At 68.8% G+C, this 17695-nt stretch carries 10 protein-coding genes and 3 pseudogenes; 2 read left to right on the top strand and 11 right to left on the bottom strand.

Features of this window, described 5'->3' with window-relative positions; all coding sequences use genetic code 11:
• Window positions 1-117: 117 nt before the first annotated feature.
• A complete protein-coding gene (kdpE, locus tag Y694_RS13435; protein ID WP_036233245.1) occupies window positions 118-822 on the top strand; it encodes a two-component system response regulator KdpE in 705 nt (234 codons plus the stop codon).
• A gap of 10 nt (window positions 823-832) precedes the next feature.
• Here the strand turns inward: kdpE and Y694_RS13430 are convergent, their stop codons facing one another.
• The 8 genes and pseudogenes from Y694_RS13430 to Y694_RS22615 form a co-directional block, all read right to left on the bottom strand.
• Window positions 833-1552 (bottom strand): phosphatase PAP2 family protein, encoded by a 720-nt coding sequence (locus Y694_RS13430; RefSeq protein ID WP_051495774.1) that lies wholly within the window; start codon window positions 1550-1552, stop codon window positions 833-835.
• Window positions 1539-3260, bottom strand: coding sequence for a phosphoethanolamine transferase (locus Y694_RS13425; protein ID WP_036233244.1), 1722 nt, complete (start codon window positions 3258-3260; stop codon window positions 1539-1541). The genes Y694_RS13430 and Y694_RS13425 overlap by 14 nt, the downstream gene beginning before the upstream one ends.
• Window positions 3261-3345: 85 nt before the next feature.
• Window positions 3346-4487: pseudogene (dnaJ, locus tag Y694_RS13420) on the bottom strand (molecular chaperone DnaJ).
• 79 nt (window positions 4488-4566) lie between these two features.
• Window positions 4567-6527: pseudogene (gene dnaK / locus Y694_RS13415) on the bottom strand (molecular chaperone DnaK).
• A 76-nt stretch (window positions 6528-6603) separates the two neighbouring features.
• Window positions 6604-7152: a nucleotide exchange factor GrpE gene (grpE, locus tag Y694_RS13410; RefSeq protein ID WP_011830085.1), complete on the bottom strand. Its 549-nt coding sequence runs from the start codon at window positions 7150-7152 to the stop codon at window positions 6604-6606.
• A 137-nt stretch (window positions 7153-7289) separates the two neighbouring features.
• Entirely contained in the window at window positions 7290-7703 is a 414-nt protein-coding gene (locus Y694_RS13405; RefSeq protein WP_011830084.1) for an RNA-binding S4 domain-containing protein, read from the bottom strand.
• Window positions 7700-8791 (bottom strand): ferrochelatase, encoded by a 1092-nt coding sequence (gene hemH / locus Y694_RS13400; protein WP_036233242.1) that lies wholly within the window; start codon window positions 8789-8791, stop codon window positions 7700-7702. Before hemH ends, Y694_RS13405 begins: the two co-directional genes overlap by 4 nt.
• Window positions 8788-12741, bottom strand: a complete 3954-nt coding sequence (locus Y694_RS22615) for a PAS domain S-box protein (RefSeq protein ID WP_051495773.1) — start codon at window positions 12739-12741, stop codon at window positions 8788-8790. Before Y694_RS22615 ends, hemH begins: the two co-directional genes overlap by 4 nt.
• Window positions 12742-13140: 399 nt before the next feature.
• Between Y694_RS22615 and Y694_RS25895 the strand changes: the two genes are divergently transcribed.
• Entirely contained in the window at window positions 13141-13575 is a 435-nt protein-coding gene (locus Y694_RS25895) for an HAD family hydrolase (protein WP_231497687.1), read from the top strand.
• 5 nt (window positions 13576-13580) lie between these two features.
• Here Y694_RS25895 and Y694_RS13385 read toward each other — a convergent pair whose 3' ends face one another.
• From Y694_RS13385 to Y694_RS24880, 3 genes and pseudogenes are all read right to left on the bottom strand, one after another.
• Entirely contained in the window at window positions 13581-14522 is a 942-nt protein-coding gene (locus tag Y694_RS13385) for an adenylate/guanylate cyclase domain-containing protein (protein ID WP_011830080.1), read from the bottom strand.
• A gap of 122 nt (window positions 14523-14644) precedes the next feature.
• A complete protein-coding gene (rpoD, locus tag Y694_RS13380) occupies window positions 14645-16888 on the bottom strand; it encodes an RNA polymerase sigma factor RpoD (protein WP_036233241.1) in 2244 nt (747 codons plus the stop codon).
• Window positions 16889-17202: 314 nt separating this feature from the next.
• Window positions 17203-17695: pseudogene (locus tag Y694_RS24880) on the bottom strand (DNA primase); the annotation flags it as partial.

Here is a 17695-nt window from a genome sequence, read left to right as displayed (position 1 = left end):
CGGCCCGCCCGAGCGGCCGGGCGCGAGCTTCGGCTTCAGCCTGCCGCTCGGCACGCCACCGGCGCTGCCGCAGCCCGAGGCCGTGACGGTGGATGCCGCACTCGACGGTGCCGTGCCATGAGCGATCCCGCGCCCATCGCGATCATCGTCGAGGACGAGCCGCAGATCCGCCGCTTCGTGCGCATCGCGCTGGAGGGCGAGGGTTGGCTGGTGTTCGATGCGGCGACCCTCAGGCAGGGACTGGTCGAGGCCGGCACGCGGCGGCCGGACCTGATCGTGCTCGACCTCGGCATGCCCGACGGTGACGGGGTCGGCTATCTGCATGACCTGCGGGCCTGGTCGCAGGTGCCGGTGATCGTGCTGTCGGCACGCGCCGACGAGGCCGACAAGATCGCCGCGCTCGATGCCGGCGCCGACGACTACCTGACCAAGCCCTTCGGCGTCGGCGAACTGCTGGCGCGCGTGCGGGTGGCGCGGCGGCGCGCGCAAGGCGTCTCGGACACCGGGGCCGTGCACGTTCGCTTCGGCGCAGTCGATGTCGACCTTGCGTCACGCGTCGTGGCACGCGACGGCGAACCGGTGCACCTGACGCCGATCGAGTACCGGTTGCTCACGCTGCTGATCGCCAACACCGGCAAGGTGCTGACGCACCGGCAGCTGCTGCGCGAGGTCTGGGGCCCGAACGCGGTGGAGCACAGCCACTACCTGCGCATCTACATGAGCCAGTTGCGGCGCAAGCTGGAGGTCGACCCGGCGCGGCCGGAGTACCTGCTCACGGAGACCGGCGTCGGCTATCGCTTCGTGACCCGGGCGATGGGCTGAAGGCGCCGGCTCAGTCCGCTGGCCGGTGGTGCGGCAGCGGCAGTGCCCGCGGTGCCGGCCGCTGCAGCGCCTGCCACGACAACGCGGTCAGACTGGCGCACAGCCACGCGGTGTAGAGCGTGTGGCTCAGGTAGTGCGCGCCGCGCGCCATCTGCGCGAGGCCGAACACGGCGCCGACCGTGCACAGCGCGATCAGCACGGCACGCGCCGCCGCGGGGCGCCGTGTGCGCAGCAGGACGGCCAGTGCCAGGAAGGAGAACGCGCCGGAGGCATGGCCCGAGGGGAAGCAGCGGCCCGGGCCGCCGTCGCCGATGCCGAAGCGCCAGTGCGAGACGTAGCGCGCCACGCCGCCGAACTCCTGCAGCTCCCAGGGACAACTGGTCAGGCTGTGGCGCTTGAGCAGCGGGATCAGCACCAGGCAGGCGATCGTGATGCCCAGGGCCCACACGCGCTCGCGTGGCATAGCGCCGCGCCAGGGGCCGAAGGGGCGCAGCGTGATCGCGACCGTGAGCACGAACAGCGCCACGCTGAGCCAGCGACCGCCCTGGTGCAGCAGCCCTGCGGTCAGCCAGTGGTTGCGCCAGGCGAATCCGTCGGCATCGCCGACCTGCCGCAGCAACACCATGTCGAGGCCGCTGCTGTCCCAGAGCATCAACAGCGCCAGCCCGGCCAGCGCGAGCAACAGGTCACGTTGCGCGCCCGACAGGCGCGCGACATCAGGACGCGGCACGGCAGGGGGCCAGCGCGTCGAGCGCGGGCTGATACTCGCCAGCCCGCACGCGCGCCAGACCCAGCACGGTGTGGAACAGGTTGTCGTGGCTCAAGGAGGTGTCGAGCCGGCCGCGCAGGCAGCCCAGGTCGAGCCGGTCGGCCTGCAGCCGCTGCGGTGGCAGCCAGGCGATCATCGGCACGTGCTTCTGCTCGCGCGGCGCGATTGCGTAGGGCAGGCCGTGCAGGTAGAGATTGTTCTCGCCCAGCGACTCGCCGTGGTCCGACAGGTAGAGCATCGCCGGGTCGTAGCTGGCGGTCTGCTGCCGGAGCCAGCGCACCGATTGCGCCAGCACGTGATCGGTGTAGGCGATCGAGTTGTCGTAGGCATTGACGAGCCTCTGGTGGTCGCACTGCTGCAGCACGGTGCTCGTGCACTCGGGTGTGAAGCGCTTGCGATCGGCCGGCGAGCGTTGCGAGTACGCCGGACCATGGCTGCCCATCTGATGGATCACCAGCACCACGCCGTGCGCGCGCTGGGTCGCCGGCAGCGCGGCAAGGCGGGCATCGAGTCCGTGCAGCATCGCCTCGTCCAGGCATTCTCCGTTCGGGCACAGGCGGTCGTCGGGCGGTGTCGCGCCCGGTGCCGGCTGCTCGGGGCGGGTGTGCGGTACGCGATCACACACCTCCTTGCAGCCCGCCTGGTTCTCGATCCACAGCACCGCGAGACCGGCGTGCTGCAGAAGGTCGAGCAGGTTCTCGTAGTTGTGCGAGCGCGCCTCGTGGGCCGTGCGGCCGAGGTGCGACACCATGCAGGGCAGGGACGCCGCCGTGTTGGTGCCGCAGGACGTGACGTTGCGGAAGCTCAGCACGTCGAGTGCGCGCAGTTCCGGGTCGGTGTCGCGCGGATAGCCGTTCAGTGCGAAGTGGTCGGCGCGGGCGGTCTCACCGACCACCAGCAGCAGCAGCGGCGTGCGCTGGCCGGCCAGCGGTGGCAGCGGGCGGGCATCGAGGCCGATCGGCATCGGCGGCCCGGCCGGCCTGGCCTGCTTCGCGTAGGCGACGCGGCCGACCGAATAGAAGCCGTTGAGCGGATTGACCAGGTAGCGGAGCTCCTTGTGATTGCGCATCGTCCCCGACAGGTCCTGGAAACACAGCAGCGTCATCGCCGCCAGCACCACCAGCGCGCCTGCCAGGCTCGCCAGATTGCGGATCGCCCGCACCGCCCCGCGCTGGTAGTCGACGGGCCGACGCCACAGCCACCACAGTGGCAGCGCGGCCAGCAGCAACAGGGACTCCAGCAACCGCAGACTGAGCAGGTCGCGCGTCTCGCGCACGTCGGTGCCCAGCACATTGAGGATCATCGTGGGGTCGATGACGACGCCGTAGCTGCCCATGAAATGTGCGCTCACCGCCGCCGTCAGCAGCACCACGGTGAGGGCTGGCTTGAAGGTCGGTCGCCACGCCAGCAGGCTCAGCAACGCGGCCGTCGCTGCGGCGATCATCAGCCCGAATCCGATGCCGAACAGCAGACCGCGCGTGCCGGTGACATCGGGCAGGCCCGCGAAGGCTTTCCAGAGGGGCCAGTTGGCCGGGCCGGCGATCCACAACGCGATCCACCAGGCCAGCGCCAGCGGGCTATGGGGCGGTGCCGCGTGGGTCTCGGTGTCGGGGGCGTTGCGCCGGCGGAGCAGGAAAGGGGCGCGGGTCAGCGAATGGGGCAACAGCATCCGGCTGACTGTGCCGGCGCCGCATTAGCGGGGCCTTAAGGCCGTGGCACCGCGCGGCGGCCGGGGAAGGCCCGGCCGCTCTCGGTCACTTGAACAGGTCCTTGACCCGGTCGGTCCAGCTCTTGGCATTCGGCGAGTGGCGCTCGCCGCCCTTCTTCAGGCTCTCGTCAAGTTCCCTCAGCAGCTTGCGTTGGTGTTCCGTCAGCTTGATCGGGGTCTCGACCGCCACGTGGCAGTACAGGTCGCCCGGGTAGCTGGACCGCACGCCCTTGATGCCCTTGCCGCGCAGCCGGAAGGTCTTGCCATGCTGTGTGCCTTCGGGCAACTCGATCTCGGCCTTGCCGCCCAGCGTCGGCACCTCGATCGCGCCACCCAGCGTCGCCGTCGCGATGCCGATCGGGATCGTGCAGTGCAGGTCGTCGCCGTCGCGCTCGAAGATGTCGTGCGCCTTGATGCGGATCTCGATGTACAGGTCGCCCGCCGGGCCGCCGTTGGTGCCGGGCTCGCCATTGCCGGCCGAGCGGATGCGCATGCCCTCGTTGATGCCGGCCGGGATCTTGACCTCCAGCGTCTTGTTGCTCTTGATGCGGCCGGCGCCGTTGCAGGCCGTGCAGGGCTCGGGAATGATCTTGCCGGTGCCGTGGCAGCTGGGGCAGGTCTGCTGGATGCTGAAGAAGCCCTGGCGCAGATGCACCTGGCCGGAGCCGCTGCAGGTGGGGCAGGTCTTCGCGCTGGTGCCGGGCTTGGCGCCGGTGCCGTCGCAGGTGCTGCAACTGTCCCAGCTCGGGATGCGGATCTGCGTGTCCTTGCCGCGCGCCGCTTCCTCGAGCGTGATCTCCATCGCGTAGCTGAGGTCGTTGCCGCGGTAGACCTGCTGGCCGCCCGGACCGCGACGCTGGCCGTTCTGGCCGAAGATGTCGCCGAAGATGTCACCGAAGGCCTCGGCGAAACCGCCGTAGGCTTCGGGACCGCCTGCGCCTCGGCCGCCCATGTTCGGGTCAACGCCGGCGTGGCCGTACTGGTCGTAGGCGGCCCGCTTCTGCGCGTCGGACAGCATCTCGTAGGCCTCCTTGGCCTCCTTGAAGCTCTCCTCGGCCTTCTTCGCCCCGTCGCCCTGGTTGCGATCGGGGTGGTGCTTCATGGCCAGCTTGCGGTAGGCTTCTTGATGTCTTCTTCGCTGGCGTTCTTGGCGACGCCGAGGGTCTCGTAGTAGTCACGCTTCGCCATGAGGGCTGCCTTCTTAATGTGCAAAGCCCCCGTGCGCCGCCGACGGCTCACGGGGGAGGCTCACCGGGGTGGGCTCGTCTTACTTCTGGTCCTTGACTTCCTTGAACTCGGCATCGACGACGTTGTCGTCGGCCGGCTTCGATGCGGTCGCCTCGGCCGCCGGTGCTTCGCCGCCGCCCGCTGCCGCACCGGCCGCGGCCTGAGCCGCCTGCATGTCGGCATAGACCTTCTCGCCGAGCTTCTGGCTCGCGGACATCAGCGCCTCGGTCTTGGCCTCGATCTCGGCCTTGTCCTCGCCCTTGAGCGCGGTCTCGGCGTCCTTCAGCGCGGACTCGATCTTCTCCTTCTCGCCGGCGTCGAGCTTGTCGCCATGCTCGGCAAGGCTCTTCTTCACGCTGTGCACCATGCGTCGGCCTGGTTGCGCGCCTGCACGAGCTCGAGCTTCTTCTTGTCCTCGGCCGCATTGAGCTCGGCGTCCTTCACCATCTTCTGGATCTCTTCCTCGCTGAGGCCGGAGTTCGCCTTGATGGTGATCTTGTTTTCCTTGCCGGTGCCCTTGTCCTTGGCGCCGACGTGCAGGATGCCGTTGGCGTCGATGTCGAAGCTCACCTCGATCTGCGGCATGCCGCGCGGCGCCGGCGCGATGCCCTCGAGGTTGAACTCGCCCAGCATCTTGTTGCCCGAGGCCAGCTCGCGCTCGCCCTGGAACACCTTGATCGTCACCGCCGGCTGGTTGTCGTCAGCGGTGCTGAAGGTCTGCGCGAACTTGGTCGGGATGGTGGTGTTCTTCGTGATCATCTTCGTCATCACGCCGCCGAGCGTCTCGATGCCGAGCGACAGCGGGGTCACGTCGAGCAGCAGCACGTCCTTGCGGTCACCGGCCAGCACCTGGCCCTGGATGGCGGCACCGACCGCCACCGCCTCGTCCGGGTTCACGTCCTTGCGCGGCTCCTGGCCGAAGAACTCCTTGACCTTCTCCTGCACCTTGGGCATGCGGGTCATGCCGCCGACCAGGATCACGTCGTTGATCTGGCTGGTGGAGACCCCGGCGTCCTTGATGGCGGTGCGGCAGGGCGCGATCGTGCGTTCGATCAGTTCCTCGACCAGCGCCTCGAGCTTGGCGCGCGTGAGCTTGATGTTCAGGTGCTTCGGGCCGCTGGCATCGGCCGTCACGTAGGGCAGGTTGATGTCGGTCTGCGTGCTGTTGGAGAGCTCGATCTTGGCTTTCTCGGCAGCTTCCTTCAGCCGCTGCAGCGCGAGCACGTCCTTGCTCAGGTCGACGCCTTGCTCCTTCTTGAACTCGGCGATGATGTAGTCGATGACGCGCTGGTCGAAGTCCTCGCCGCCGAGGAAGGTGTCGCCGTTGGTCGACAGCACCTCGAACTGCATCTCGCCGTCGACATCGGCGATCTCGATGATCGAAATGTCGAAGGTGCCGCCGCCGAGGTCGTACACGGCGATCTTGCGGTCGCCGCCCTTGCCGTCGTTGTGCTTGTCCAGGCCGAAGGCCAGCGCGGCCGCGGTCGGCTCGTTGATGATGCGCTTGACGTCCAGACCGGCGATGCGGCCGGCGTCCTTGGTGGCCTGGCGCTGTGCGTCGTTGAAGTAGGCCGGCACCGTGATCACGGCCTCGGTCACCGTCTCGCCGAGGTAGTCCTCGGCGGTCTTCTTCATCTTGCGCAGCACCTCGGCGCTCACCTGCGGCGGCGCGAGCTTGTTGCCCCGCACCTCGACCCAGGCGTCGCCGTTTTCGGCCGCGGCGATGGTGTAGGGCATCAGGTCGATGTCCTTCTGCACTTCCTTCTCGGTGAACTTGCGGCCGATCAGGCGCTTCACCGCGTACAGCGTGTTGCGCGGGTTGGTGACGGCCTGCCGCTTGGCCGACGCGCCGACGAGCACCTCGCCGTCCTCCTGGTAGGCGATGATCGACGGCGTGGTGCGCGCACCTTCGCTGTTCTCGATCACCTTGGTGGTATTGCCTTCCATGATGGCGACGCACGAGTTGGTGGTCCCCAGGTCGATGCCGATGATCTTGGCCATGGTCAAAACTCCTTCAAGCTGAAATCTGTTGCTGGGAAGCTGTGGATAACTTCCGCTGATTCAAGAGGGTGCGGTGTTATTTCGGCGCCGCGACGGTGACGAGCGCCGGGCGCAGCACGCGGTCGGCGATCAGGTAACCCTTCTGCAGCACGGCCACCACGGTGTTGGCCTCCTGCTCGACCGGCACCATCGTGATCGCCTGGTGTTGATGGGGGTCGAACTTGGTGCCAGCGGGCGGCGAGATCTCGATCACCTTGTTGCGCTCCAGCGCGGTGGCCAGTTGGCGCAGCGTTGCATGCGTGCCCTCGCGCAACTGCTCGACGGTGGCCCCCTCGATCGCGAGGGCGGCCTCCAGGCTGTCCTTCACGGGCAGCAGGCTGTCGGCGAAGCCTTCGACCGCAAACTTTCGGGCCTTGCTCATTTCCTCTTCGGCACGGCGCCGGGTGTTCTCCGCCTCGGCCTTGGCGCGCAGGTAGGCATCGGCCATCTCGGAATGCTTGGCTTCCAGTTCGGCCAGGCGCTGCTCGGGCGTCGATGCGGCGGCGGCGTTGTTCAAGTCCGGCGTGTCTGCGGCAAAGGAGGGCTCGGGCGCGCCAGGTGCTTGATTTTCTTCAGGTTTTTCCATTTTCAGGGTGAGCTTCTGCGGGAACGGACAACAGCTTGGGCCGGAGTCCGTATTTTCAAGAGGGGCATTTTGATCTGTGGCAGGCACCAGCGGCGCCCGGTGCGGCGACGATGTCTGGGCTGCAGCCCCCGGCCGCGCTATCTGTCCAGCGCGGCGCTCCAGCGGTCCCAGTCGGCGAGCTGGCGCCGGTCGCGCTTGGTGGGGCGGCCCTGGTCGATGCTGAGGGCGGGCTCGGGCGCGGTGCGCAGCTGCTCGGCACGGGCTTCGCGTTGCGCGAGGCTGGCTGCGGTCTCCTCGTACAGGGCCTGGGCCTGGGGGGCCGGGCCGCGCACGCTGGACACGCCGCGCACGATCACCGTACGCGACAGGCCACCGTTCTGGCGCAGGTGCAGTTCGTCGCCGACCCGGACTTCGCGCGAGGCCTTGGCCGGTACGCCGTTGACCTCGATCCGGTGCTTGCCGATCTCCTCGGCGGCGAGACTGCGCGTCTTGTAGAAGCGCGCGGCCCACAGCCATTTGTCGAGGCGAACCCCCGGCCCGGTTGTGCTCATGCCTGGGCCCCCAGTTGGCGGGCCCGAAGAGCCTGGGCCTGCAGGGCCGCCGGATCCGGCGCCGTTTGGGTCGGCCAGCCTTGCAGGTGGCGGATCGCGATGTCGCTGAGCGCGGCGATCCACTCGTGCCGATCGTTCAGGCAGGGGATGTAGTGGAACGTCTCGCCACCGGCATGCAGGTAGGCCTCACGGGCTTCCTGCGCAATCTCTTCCAGCGTTTCGAGGCAGTCCGAGGTGAAGCCGGGGCAGGCCACGTCGACGCGCCGGATGCCCTGCTGCGCCAGCTGCACCAAAGTCGGCTCGGTGTAGGGCTCCAGCCACTTGGCCTTGCCGAAGCGGCTCTGGAAGGTCACCAGCACCTGCTCGGGCTTCAGTGCCAGCCGCTCGGTCAGCAACCGCGCTGTCTTCTGGCACTCGCAGTGATACGGATCACCGAGGCGCAGCGTTCGTTCGGGCACGCCGTGGAAGCTGAGCACCAGCCGCTCGGCGCGGCCGTTGCGCATCCAGTGGTCTTCGATGCAGCGACCGAGCGCAAGGATGTAGCCCGGGTCGTCGTGGTAGTGGTTGACGAAGCGCAGCTCCGGCACGCGCCGGGTGCGAGCGGCCCAGGCGTAGACGGCGTCGAACACGCTGGCGGTGGTGGCGGCGGCGTACTGCGGGTACAGCGGCAGCACGAGGATGCGTGTCGCGCCATCGGCCTTCAGCGCGTCGAGCTGGGTCGCGACCGAGGGCTGGCCATAGCGCATCGCCGCGCGCACCAGCACCGGGTGGCCGCGCTCGCCCAGATAGCCGGTGAGCAGCTTGGCCTGCTTTTCGGTCCAGACCTTCAGCGGCGAGCCCTCGGCCGTCCAGATGCTGGCGTACTTGGCGGCCGACTTGGCGGGTCGCACCCGCAGCACGATGCCGTGCAGGATGGGCAGCCACACCGCGCGCGGGATCTCGACGACCCGCGGGTCGCTCAGGAATTCGGCGAGGTAGCGGCGCAGTGCGGGGGCGCTCGGTTCGTCCGGCGTGCCCAGGTTGACGAGCAGGATCGCGCAGCGTTCGGCGCCGCCGTGACGGTGCCCGGGTTCGGGGGCGTGCTTCATGAGCGGGCGGCGATGCGCAGGGCGTCGAGGTCGTTCATCACGCGGTCGATGTCGATCGGTTTGGTCCAGTAGCCGGCGAATCCGGCGTCGGTCGCGCGTTGCAGATCCTGCGGCATCGTGTCGGCGGAGCACATGAAGGCCGGTGTGCGTTCGAAGTCCGGCCTGCGGCGCAACTCGGCCAGCACGTCATAGCCCGTGGTGCTGGGCAGGTGGGCATCGAGGACCAGCACGTCGGGTTGCCATTCGTCCGCCATTGTCAGCGCTTCCGGGCCATCCTCGGCGATTCGCAGATCGATCCCGCCGCGCAGCTTGATCGCTTCTTCGAACAGGATGGCGTTGATGCGGTTGTCCTCGACGTAGAGCATGCGCAGCGGCAGGGCGGTCGAGGGGGGCGCTGCAAGCGGTGGAGCGAGGTCCGCCGCCGCGGCATCACCCGCCGGGTCGACGGGCGCCTGCAGCGGCAGCTCCAGCCGCGCCTGCGTGCCGTGCCCCGGGCGGCTGCTCAGCGACAGGCGCCCGTTCATCTCCTCGGCGAGCCGACGCGAGATGACCAGACCGAGTCCGGTGCCCTCGATGGCCGATGTCTCGCGGCCCAGGCGCTCGAACGGTTGGAACAACCGCGCAAGGTCGTCCGCCTCCAGGCCGAAGCCTTGGTCCTCGATCAGCAGCGTGCAGTACGGGATCGTGCCGTCGAGCACGGCTGAACAGTGCAGTTCGCCGCCCTCCCGGTTGTACTTGACGCCGTTGGACAGCAGGTTCAGCAGCACCTGCCGCAGGCGCTTCGGATCGGCCTGCACCGACAGGTCCGGTTCGATGCGGTTGCACACCGTCACCCGGCGCTGCGCCGCCTGCGGGCGGATCAACTCGAGTGCCGCGTCGACCGCCGCTCGCAGAGGCAGCGATTCGAGCCGGATCGACAACCGGCCCTCCTCGACCTGCTGCAGGTCGAGCACATCGTTCACCAGCGCCAGCAGGTGCTCGCCGGCCTGCAGGATGTGGTCGCCGAACTGGGCGACGCGCGCGCCGCCGGGCGCGTCGTCCTTGCGCAGCAGCTGCGCGAAGCCGATCACCGCATTCAGCGGGGTACGCATCTCGTGGCTCATGCGCGAGAGGAATGCGCTCTTGGCCTGGCTCGCCAGCTCGGCTGCGGCCTTGTCGCGCAACGCCTGTTCGGCCATCTTCTGGCGCGTGACGTCGGTGTGCGTGCCGACGATGCGCCGCGGGCTGCCGTCGGCCCGGCGCTCGACGATCTTGCCGCGCTCGTAGACCCAGATCCACTGGCCGTCCTTGTGGCGCAGTCGGTGTTCGGTGCGGTATTCGGTGATCTCGCCGGCGCGGTAGCGCCGGATGGCGTCGATCACGCCCGGGCGATCCTCGGGGTGGATGCGGCGCGACCACTCGCGGGTCGAGGTGCCGATCTCGTCATCGCGGTAGCCGAGCATGGCCTTCCAGCGCGGCGAGTAGAAGACCAGTTGCGTATCTTCGTCGTAGTCCCAGATGCCGTCGCCGGCGCCTTCGAGCGCGAACTTCCAACGCGCCTCGGCCTGGGCCAACTCGGCCTCCGCGCCACGCTGGGCGGTGATGTCGCGGAAAGTCACCACGCAGGAAAGCCGGCTGTCGTCGGGATGGGCGCGCAGCGGCTGCACGTTCAGGCGCAGCAGGCGCTCGCTGCCGTCCGGCCGTCGCAGCCGATGCACCCGGTCGAGCGCACTCCGGCCACTCAAGAGCACCTCGCGAACCGGATGCCGGTCGTGCTCGACCAGGCGCCCGTCTTCCTCCAGCAGCTTGTAACCCAGGCGCCCGAGGCGCTGTCCAGCCAGCGTCGTTGCGCGGGCCCCCAGCAGCGTACAGGCGGACGGGTTCGCGGTGACGATCCGGCGATCCGGCCCGATGACCAGCAGGCCGTCGGTGATCGACGCCGCCACCGAGCGGTAGAGCGTCTCGCTGAGCGCGAGCTGCTGCTCGGCGCGGCTGCGCTCCGTCACGTCGTGCTGCACGCCGACGTAATGGGTCACGCGGCCCAGCGCGTCATGTACCGGTGCCACGTGCAGCTCGTTGATGAAGGAGGTGCCGTCGGCGCGCTGGTTGCGCAGCGTAACGGTACACGCGCGTTCGGCGGCAAGCGCCTCGCGCAGCCGGGTCAGTCCGGGCTGGTCGCGATCGCCGGCCTGCAGAAAGCGACAGTTGCGACCGATCACCTGGTCGAGCGGCAGGCCGCTCAGGCGCTCGAAGGCGGTGTTGGCGTAGATCAGCGGCAGATCAGGCTGGGTGGCGTCGGCGACCACCATCGGCAGGGCAGCCTCGGCCTCCAGCGCGCGCTGCATCAATTGGACATTGCGTTCCAGGTGGCGCAATTCGGTCAGATCGCGCGTCAGGTACAGCACGCGGTCGTCGCCCATCGGCGAGATGCGGGCTTCGAAGTTGCGAACCCGGCCGTCCAGCGTCGGCAGTTCGTACTCGATTCGCTGCACTTCGCCGCTGCGTAGCGCCTCGGCAATCGAGCGCATGGCCAGGCTCGCCAGCGGTTCGGGCACGGCCTCGGCGAAGTGCTTGCCGCGCAACTCCCCGAAAGGCCGAAGCAGGCTCGGGTGCCGTTCGTCGCTGCACTCGACGTGGCGGCCTTCGGCATCGATCACGAACCACAGATCGGGCAGTGAACGCAGCACGGCTCCGAGCCGGGCCTGCTGCTCGGCGAGTTCGAGCTCGGTGCGGCGCCGCCGCGTGATGTCGATCGACAGGTGAATGACGCTGCCATCGGCCAGCAACTGGTCGGTCACCAGCACGTGCTGCTGGCCGAAGCGCAGCTCGTGCTGACGACCCTCGGCGGTCGTGAGCCCGAGCCGCCATGCGGCGAACTCGGCCTCACGGCCGCTGGCGTCGGGATAAGCGCCGGCCCGCAGCAGCGCGTGGACGAGATCCGGCCAGTGGGACGGCCACTCGGGCAGGAAGCGCTGCATGCCGGTGCGCCAGGCGGTGTTGCTCAGCACGATGCGGCCGCTGGGGTCGCTGACCATCACGCCGGCGGCGACGCCTTCGATGGCCGCCTGCAGCAGCGCCTGGGTGCGCTGTTCCTGGGTGCGCCGGTTCAGTTCCTCGGTGATGTTGCGCGCGGCGCCGCGATAGCCCTTGAACTGTCCCGTGGCATCGAAGACCGGGTCGCCGCTGGTGGCGATCGTGATCGTGCCGTGCGCCGCGTCGCGATCGGCGACGGCGTTGCGAAAGGGCCGCCGTTGCGCCCGTGCGGCCACCAGGGCCTCCCAGGAAGCGCGATGCTCATCGTCGCGCGCGCGGTGCATGCCCTGGCCGAACCGGCCCACCTCATGACTGGGAGGATGACCCGTGTGGGCTTCCACGCTGTCGGACACCCAGCTGATCGTGCCGTGCTCGTCGGTCTCCCAGAGCCAGTCGCTGCCGGCGCGGCTCGCACCGCGCACGCGGCTTTCCTGCAGGCGCGAGCGCTGTTCCTGAAGCCGCGCCTGAAGCAAGGCACTGGTCAGCGTCGCCAGATCGCGCAGCGTGGCCAGGGCATCGGGGGGCAGTCGCCCGGGTCGTGCGTCGATCGCACAGACGGTGCCGATCCGTTGGCCGTCGACCTGCACGGGCACCGCGGCATAGGCACGAAGGCGCGGGGCGCCGACGACGAGCGGGTTGTCGGCAAATCGTTCGTCCCGCTGCGCATCGACGACCTCCATCGCATCGTTCCCGAGGACGGTGTGTGCGCAGAAGGCGACCTTGCGCGGCGTCTCGCGAACCTCGAGGCCGACCGACGCGGGGAACCACTGGCGGTCGGCGGCGACCAGGCTGATCGCGCCGACGGTCCAGCCGCTGTGCTGCTGGGCGAGCCGCGCGATCGCCGCGAAAGCGGGGTCTACCTCGGTGTCGAGGAGGCGCAGTTCATGCAGGACGCGCAGGCGCTCGGCATCGTCGGCGGGCGCTGGGGCCGATTTCATTCAGCGGTCGGTCACCGGTTGGAGAGGCAACGTAATGTAGCGGAGCGTCACGCCCGGAGGCGGCGATGGTCGCGGCCGGCCCCATGGCGCCGTGCTTCGGTCACACTGCGTCCGGGGGCGATCTGCAATGAACCTGGACACGGGCAAGCTCCGCGCGCTGACGCTGGATCTGGACGACACGCTGTGGCCGATCTGGCCGACCATCGCGCGCGCCGAATCGGCCTTGCAGGCCTGGCTGCAGCGGCATGCGCCGCGCGTCACCGAGCGGTTCGACCTGGCCGCGATGCGGGCCGACCGCGAGGCGGTGGCGCGCGAGCGACCTGACTGGGCGCACGATCTCAGTGCCTGCGGCGCGAGAGCATCCGGCGCCTGCTGGTCGCGGCGGGGGAAACGGAATCCTTGCTCGACGCCGCGTTCTCGGTCTTTCTCGCCGAGCGACAGCGCGTCGATCTCTATGCCGATTCGCTGCCGGCGCTGCAGCGGCTGGCTGCGCGCTGGCCGCTGTTCGCACTGAGCAACGGCAACGCCGATCTGGCGCGGATCGGGCTGCAACCCTGGTTCCGAGGCAGCCTCGCGGCGAGAGAATTCGGGGTCGGCAAGCCCGATCCTCGCATCTTCGCCGCGGCCTGCGAGCGTCTGGGTTGCGCACCGAATGAAGTGCTGCACGTCGGTGACGATCTGCGGCTCGACGTGCACGGTGCGCTCGACGCTGGCATGCAGGCCGCCTGGGTGCGCCGCGACGGTGAGGGAGGAGAAGGCGACATCATCAGGCCCGGGGTGCGCTGCTGGCAGGGGCCTGATCTGCTCGCACTGGCCGACCGATTGGGTGTCTGAGGAGCTCAGTCGGTCGAGCGCGGCTCGGTGTCCTGGAAGCTCAGCACGTCGAAGTTGACGGTCGGGGCCGTCGGGTCGGTCGGTGAGGCACCGAGGCAGATCACGCCGCGGCCGTGCAGTGTGCAGCTGCCGCGGCGCAACGCGATCACCTCGTCGCGACCGGCGAAGCGGACGTAGGTGCCGTTGTAGCTGAGGTCGCTCACCTGGAAGGTGCCGCCGTGCCATTCGACGCGGGCGTGCGAGCGCGAGACGCGCGTGTCGTCGATGCAGTAGGTTGCCTGCGGGCTTCGGCCCAGCACGGCGGGCAGATCGACGCCGGCGAACACCCGGGTGACGTCCAGCCAGGCCAGGCGGATACCGTCCGGCGCCGGCATCGGCACCGAGCCCTCGAACAGCGTGGCCACGGTCTCGCCGAAGCGCCGCGCATCGAGTCGGTAGACCTGCACCGGCTCCTGGCGGCCACGCAGCTGCAGCTTGCTGAGGGAGCGGAAGCGGCTGCGGTGCTCGGCGTCCAGTCCGTCGAGCACCTGCTGGGTGGTGAGCGTCTCGTTGTCCCCGGCACTGTCGAGCAGGCGAGCCGCCACGTTCACGGCGTCGCCGAAGCAGTCGCCATTGAGTTCCACGACCTCGCCGTGCGCCATGGCGACCTGCAGTTTCAGCGCCTGCCGGCGCGTGCCGCTCTGCGGTGCGCCGGCGACGATGCGGTCCAGCGACTCGTGCATCTCGTCGGCGGCCTCGATGCCACCTTGCGGCTGCTCGAACACCGCCATCAGGCCATCGCCCAGCGTCTTGACGACCTGGCCGCCGCAACTGCCGACGATCTGCGCCATCAGGGCGACGCTCTGCGTCACGACCGACGCCGCCTCGGCGTTGCCGAGCTTCTCGAACAGGCCGGTGCTGCCGCGCAGGTCGGCAAACAGAACGGTGCGTTGGAGCAGTGAAGTCATCAAGCCGGCGTGAGATATGTCACGCAAAGTTTATCCCGCGTGGCAGGACGCCTCCATCCCCAACAAGTCCAGCATGAAAAAAGCCCGGCGCAAGGCCGGGCTTCGGGCGGACAGGGCCGCGCTCAGAGATTGTCCAGGTACGTGCGCAGCTTGTCGGACCGGCTCGGGTGCTTGAGCTTGCGGATCGCCTTGGCCTCGATCTGGCGGATGCGCTCGCGCGTCACGTCGAACTGCTTGCCCACTTCCTCCAGCGTGTGGTCCGTGCTCATCTCGATGCCGAAGCGCATGCGCAGCACCTTGGCCTCGCGCGGGGTCAGCGAGTCGAGGATGTCCTTCACCACGTCGCGCAGGCCGGCCTGCATCGCCGCCTCGATCGGCGCCGTGTTGTTCGTGTCCTCGATGAAGTCGCCCAGGTGGCTGTCGTCGTCGTCGCCGATCGGCGTCTCCATGGAGATCGGCTCCTTGGCGATCTTCATGATCTTGCGGATCTTGTCCTCGGGCATCTCCATCTTCTCGGCCAGCGTCGGGGCGTCCGGCTCGAAGCCGAATTCCTGCAGGTGCTGGCGCGACAGGCGGTTCATCTTGTTGATCGTCTCGATCATGTGCACCGGGATGCGGATGGTGCGCGCCTGGTCGGCGATCGAGCGCGTGATGGCCTGGCGGATCCACCACGTGGCGTAGGTCGAGAACTTGTAGCCGCGGCGGTATTCAAACTTGTCCACCGCCTTCATCAGGCCGATGTTGCCCTCTTGAATGAGGTCGAGGAACTGCAGGCCGCGGTTGGTGTATTTCTTGGCGATCGAGATCACCAGGCGCAGGTTGGCCTCGATCATCTCCTTCTTTGCGTCGCGCGAGGCCTTCTCGCCCTGGTTCATCTTCTTGTTGATGAGCTTCAGGTCGTCGATCGGCACGACCGCGCGGCTCTGCAGGTCGATCAGCTTCTGCTGCAGGTCCTGGATCGGCGGCAGGTTGCGCGCCATCACCGCGCTGTACGACTTGTTGGCCGCGATCTCCTTCTCGGCCCACTTCAGGTTCAGCGAGTTCGGCGGGAAGGTCTTGATGAAGTGGTCCTGCGGCATGCCGCACTTGTCGACCACGATCTTGCGCAGCTCGCGCTCGTAGCGGCGGATGTCGTCGACCTGCGAGCGCAGGATCTGGCACAGCCGCTCGATGGTCTTGACCGTGAAGCGCAGGCTCATGATCTCGGAGCTCACGCCCATCTGCGCGCGGTTGTAGGCGGGCGACTTGTAGCCTTCCTTCTCGTAGGCCTTGCGCATGCGGTCGAAGTGCGTGCGCAGTTCGTCGAAGCGCACCAGCGCCTGCGTCTTCAGTTCCTCGAGCTTCTTGGTCAGCGCCTTCGAGCCGCCGTTGCCGTCGTCGTCGTCTTCCTCGTCGAACTCGTCGAAGTCCTCCTCGGCCACGTAGTCGTCGGCCTCCTCGTTCGACACGAAGCCGTCGACCGCCTCGGAGATCTGCATCTCGCCGGCGCGGATCTTGTCGGCCAGCACCAGGATCTCGGCGATCGTGGTGGGCGATTCGCTGATCGCCAGCATCATCGCCTGCAGCCCGCCCTCGATGCGTTTGGCGATCTCGATCTCGCCCTCGCGCGTCAGCAGTTCCACCGTGCCCATCTCGCGCATGTACATGCGCACCGGGTCGGTGGTGCGGCCGAACTCGGAATCGACGGTCGACAGCGCCGCCTCGGCCTCTTCCTCGGCCTCCTCGTCGGTCGACGTCGCGGTGGAGCCGCCGGCGATCAGCAGCGTGGCGGCATCCGGTGCCTGCTCGTAGACGGCGATGCCCATGTCGTTGAGCATCGACACGATGGCCTCGAGGATCTCGGCCTCGATCAGCTTTTCGGGCAGGTGGTCGTTGATTTCCTGGTGCGTCAGGAAACCGCGCGTCTTGCCCATCTTGATGAGCGTCTTGAGCTCCTGGCGGCGCTTGGCCACCTCGTCCTCGGTCAGCGCCGTCTCATCGAGCCCGAATTCGCGCATCAGCGCGCGCTCCTTGGCGCGCGAGACCTTCATGCGCAGCGGCTTGGCCTTGGGCTTGTCGCCACCGGTGTCCTCGGCGCTGGCTTCGCCTTCGAGGTCGGCCTCGATGTCGCCCAGGTCCTCGTCGAGCACTGGCAGCGCCTGCTTGGCGGCCGGCTTGCGGCCCGGCTTGCCCTTGGGGGCCTCGGGCGCGGCGGCTTTGGCCGTCTTGGCCGAGGTCTTGGCCGGAGGAGCGGCAGCTGCCTTGGCCTTCTTCGGGTCGGTCTCGGCCTTGCCGGTCGGCTTGGCTGCGGCCTTGGCGGCCGGCGCCGGCGCGGCGGCCTTCGATGGCTTGCTCGCAGGGGCGGGAGCGCTCTTCTTCGCGGTCATGCGATTCCTTGGAGGATGGGTGTCTCGGGTGCCTGAAGCCATGCGCCGTGCGCCGCCCTGGCACCGCATGGCCGTGAGAGGCACCGTGCAGACACAGGTCGGGCAGCCGTCGGGCCGTAGGGGGCCGTCGGGGCATCGGCGTTGGCGGGCAAGCTCGCGTGAGTGTCCTGAAGGTGCAGCCTGGCGGGGGAAGGTGGCCTGTTGGTAACCCTTGTCGAGGGTGGCCGGGGCCCGGAGGTGCTGCGCTCACTCTTGCCGCATACGACTAGCCAACGATTATCGGCGATTCCTGGTCGGGCGTCAAAGCCGCAGGGTCAGGAACTCGCTGTGGTCTGCCCGCGCGCGAGGCGGCGCTTGATCTCGTCGGCGTTCTGGCGGGTACGACGGATCGTGTCCAGCATGTCTGCGGTCAGCGGCTCGGCAGCGGTGAGGCTTTCCAGATCGCGCTCCAACGCATCGAGGCGCACGCGGTCGGCCACCACCCGCAGCTCGGCCTCGGCGTGCTCGCCGACCTCCACCTCGTGCAGCGCCCCGATGCGCTGTGCCAGTTCGGCCAGTCCCGGGCCTTCGCCGCCGGCCTGCATCTCGGCGAGCAGGGTCTGCGGCGATAGCGGGCCCTCTTCGTGGAAGCGGCGGTCGAGCCAACGGAAGAAGCTGCCGTGGGGGTCGAGCACCTCGCACAACAGCTCGTGAGTGGCCACGTCGAGCCGGTCCCACAGGTCGCAGCGCTGCACCAGCAGCCAGGCCCCGCGGTCGAGTGAGCTGGTCGCGGCGCGCAGCGCCCGCCGGTTGGGGCGCGGCGGCGGG

Source organism: Methylibium sp. T29-B (genome assembly GCF_000576225.1).
In the GTDB taxonomy this organism is placed as follows: Bacteria; Pseudomonadota; Gammaproteobacteria; order Burkholderiales; family Burkholderiaceae_C; genus Methylibium; species Methylibium petroleiphilum.
Note: the sequence above shows the minus strand (reverse complement) of the source record. Positions and strands in the feature narration are given on the sequence as shown.

Coding starts and splice junctions, on each gene's coding strand:
- kdpE (WP_036233245.1), top strand. CDS start 118: ATGAGCGATCCCGCGCCCATCGCGATCATCGTCGAGGACGAGCCGCAG.
- Y694_RS13425 (WP_036233244.1), bottom strand. CDS start 3,260: ATGCTGTTGCCCCATTCGCTGACCCGCGCCCCTTTCCTGCTCCGCCGG.
- grpE (WP_011830085.1), bottom strand. CDS start 7,152: ATGGAAAAACCTGAAGAAAATCAAGCACCTGGCGCGCCCGAGCCCTCC.
- Y694_RS13405 (WP_011830084.1), bottom strand. CDS start 7,703: ATGAGCACAACCGGGCCGGGGGTTCGCCTCGACAAATGGCTGTGGGCC.
- hemH (WP_036233242.1), bottom strand. CDS start 8,791: ATGAAGCACGCCCCCGAACCCGGGCACCGTCACGGCGGCGCCGAACGC.
- Y694_RS22615 (WP_051495773.1), bottom strand. CDS start 12,741: ATGAAATCGGCCCCAGCGCCCGCCGACGATGCCGAGCGCCTGCGCGTC.
- Y694_RS13385 (WP_011830080.1), bottom strand. CDS start 14,522: ATGACTTCACTGCTCCAACGCACCGTTCTGTTTGCCGACCTGCGCGGC.
- rpoD (WP_036233241.1), bottom strand. CDS start 16,888: ATGACCGCGAAGAAGAGCGCTCCCGCCCCTGCGAGCAAGCCATCGAAG.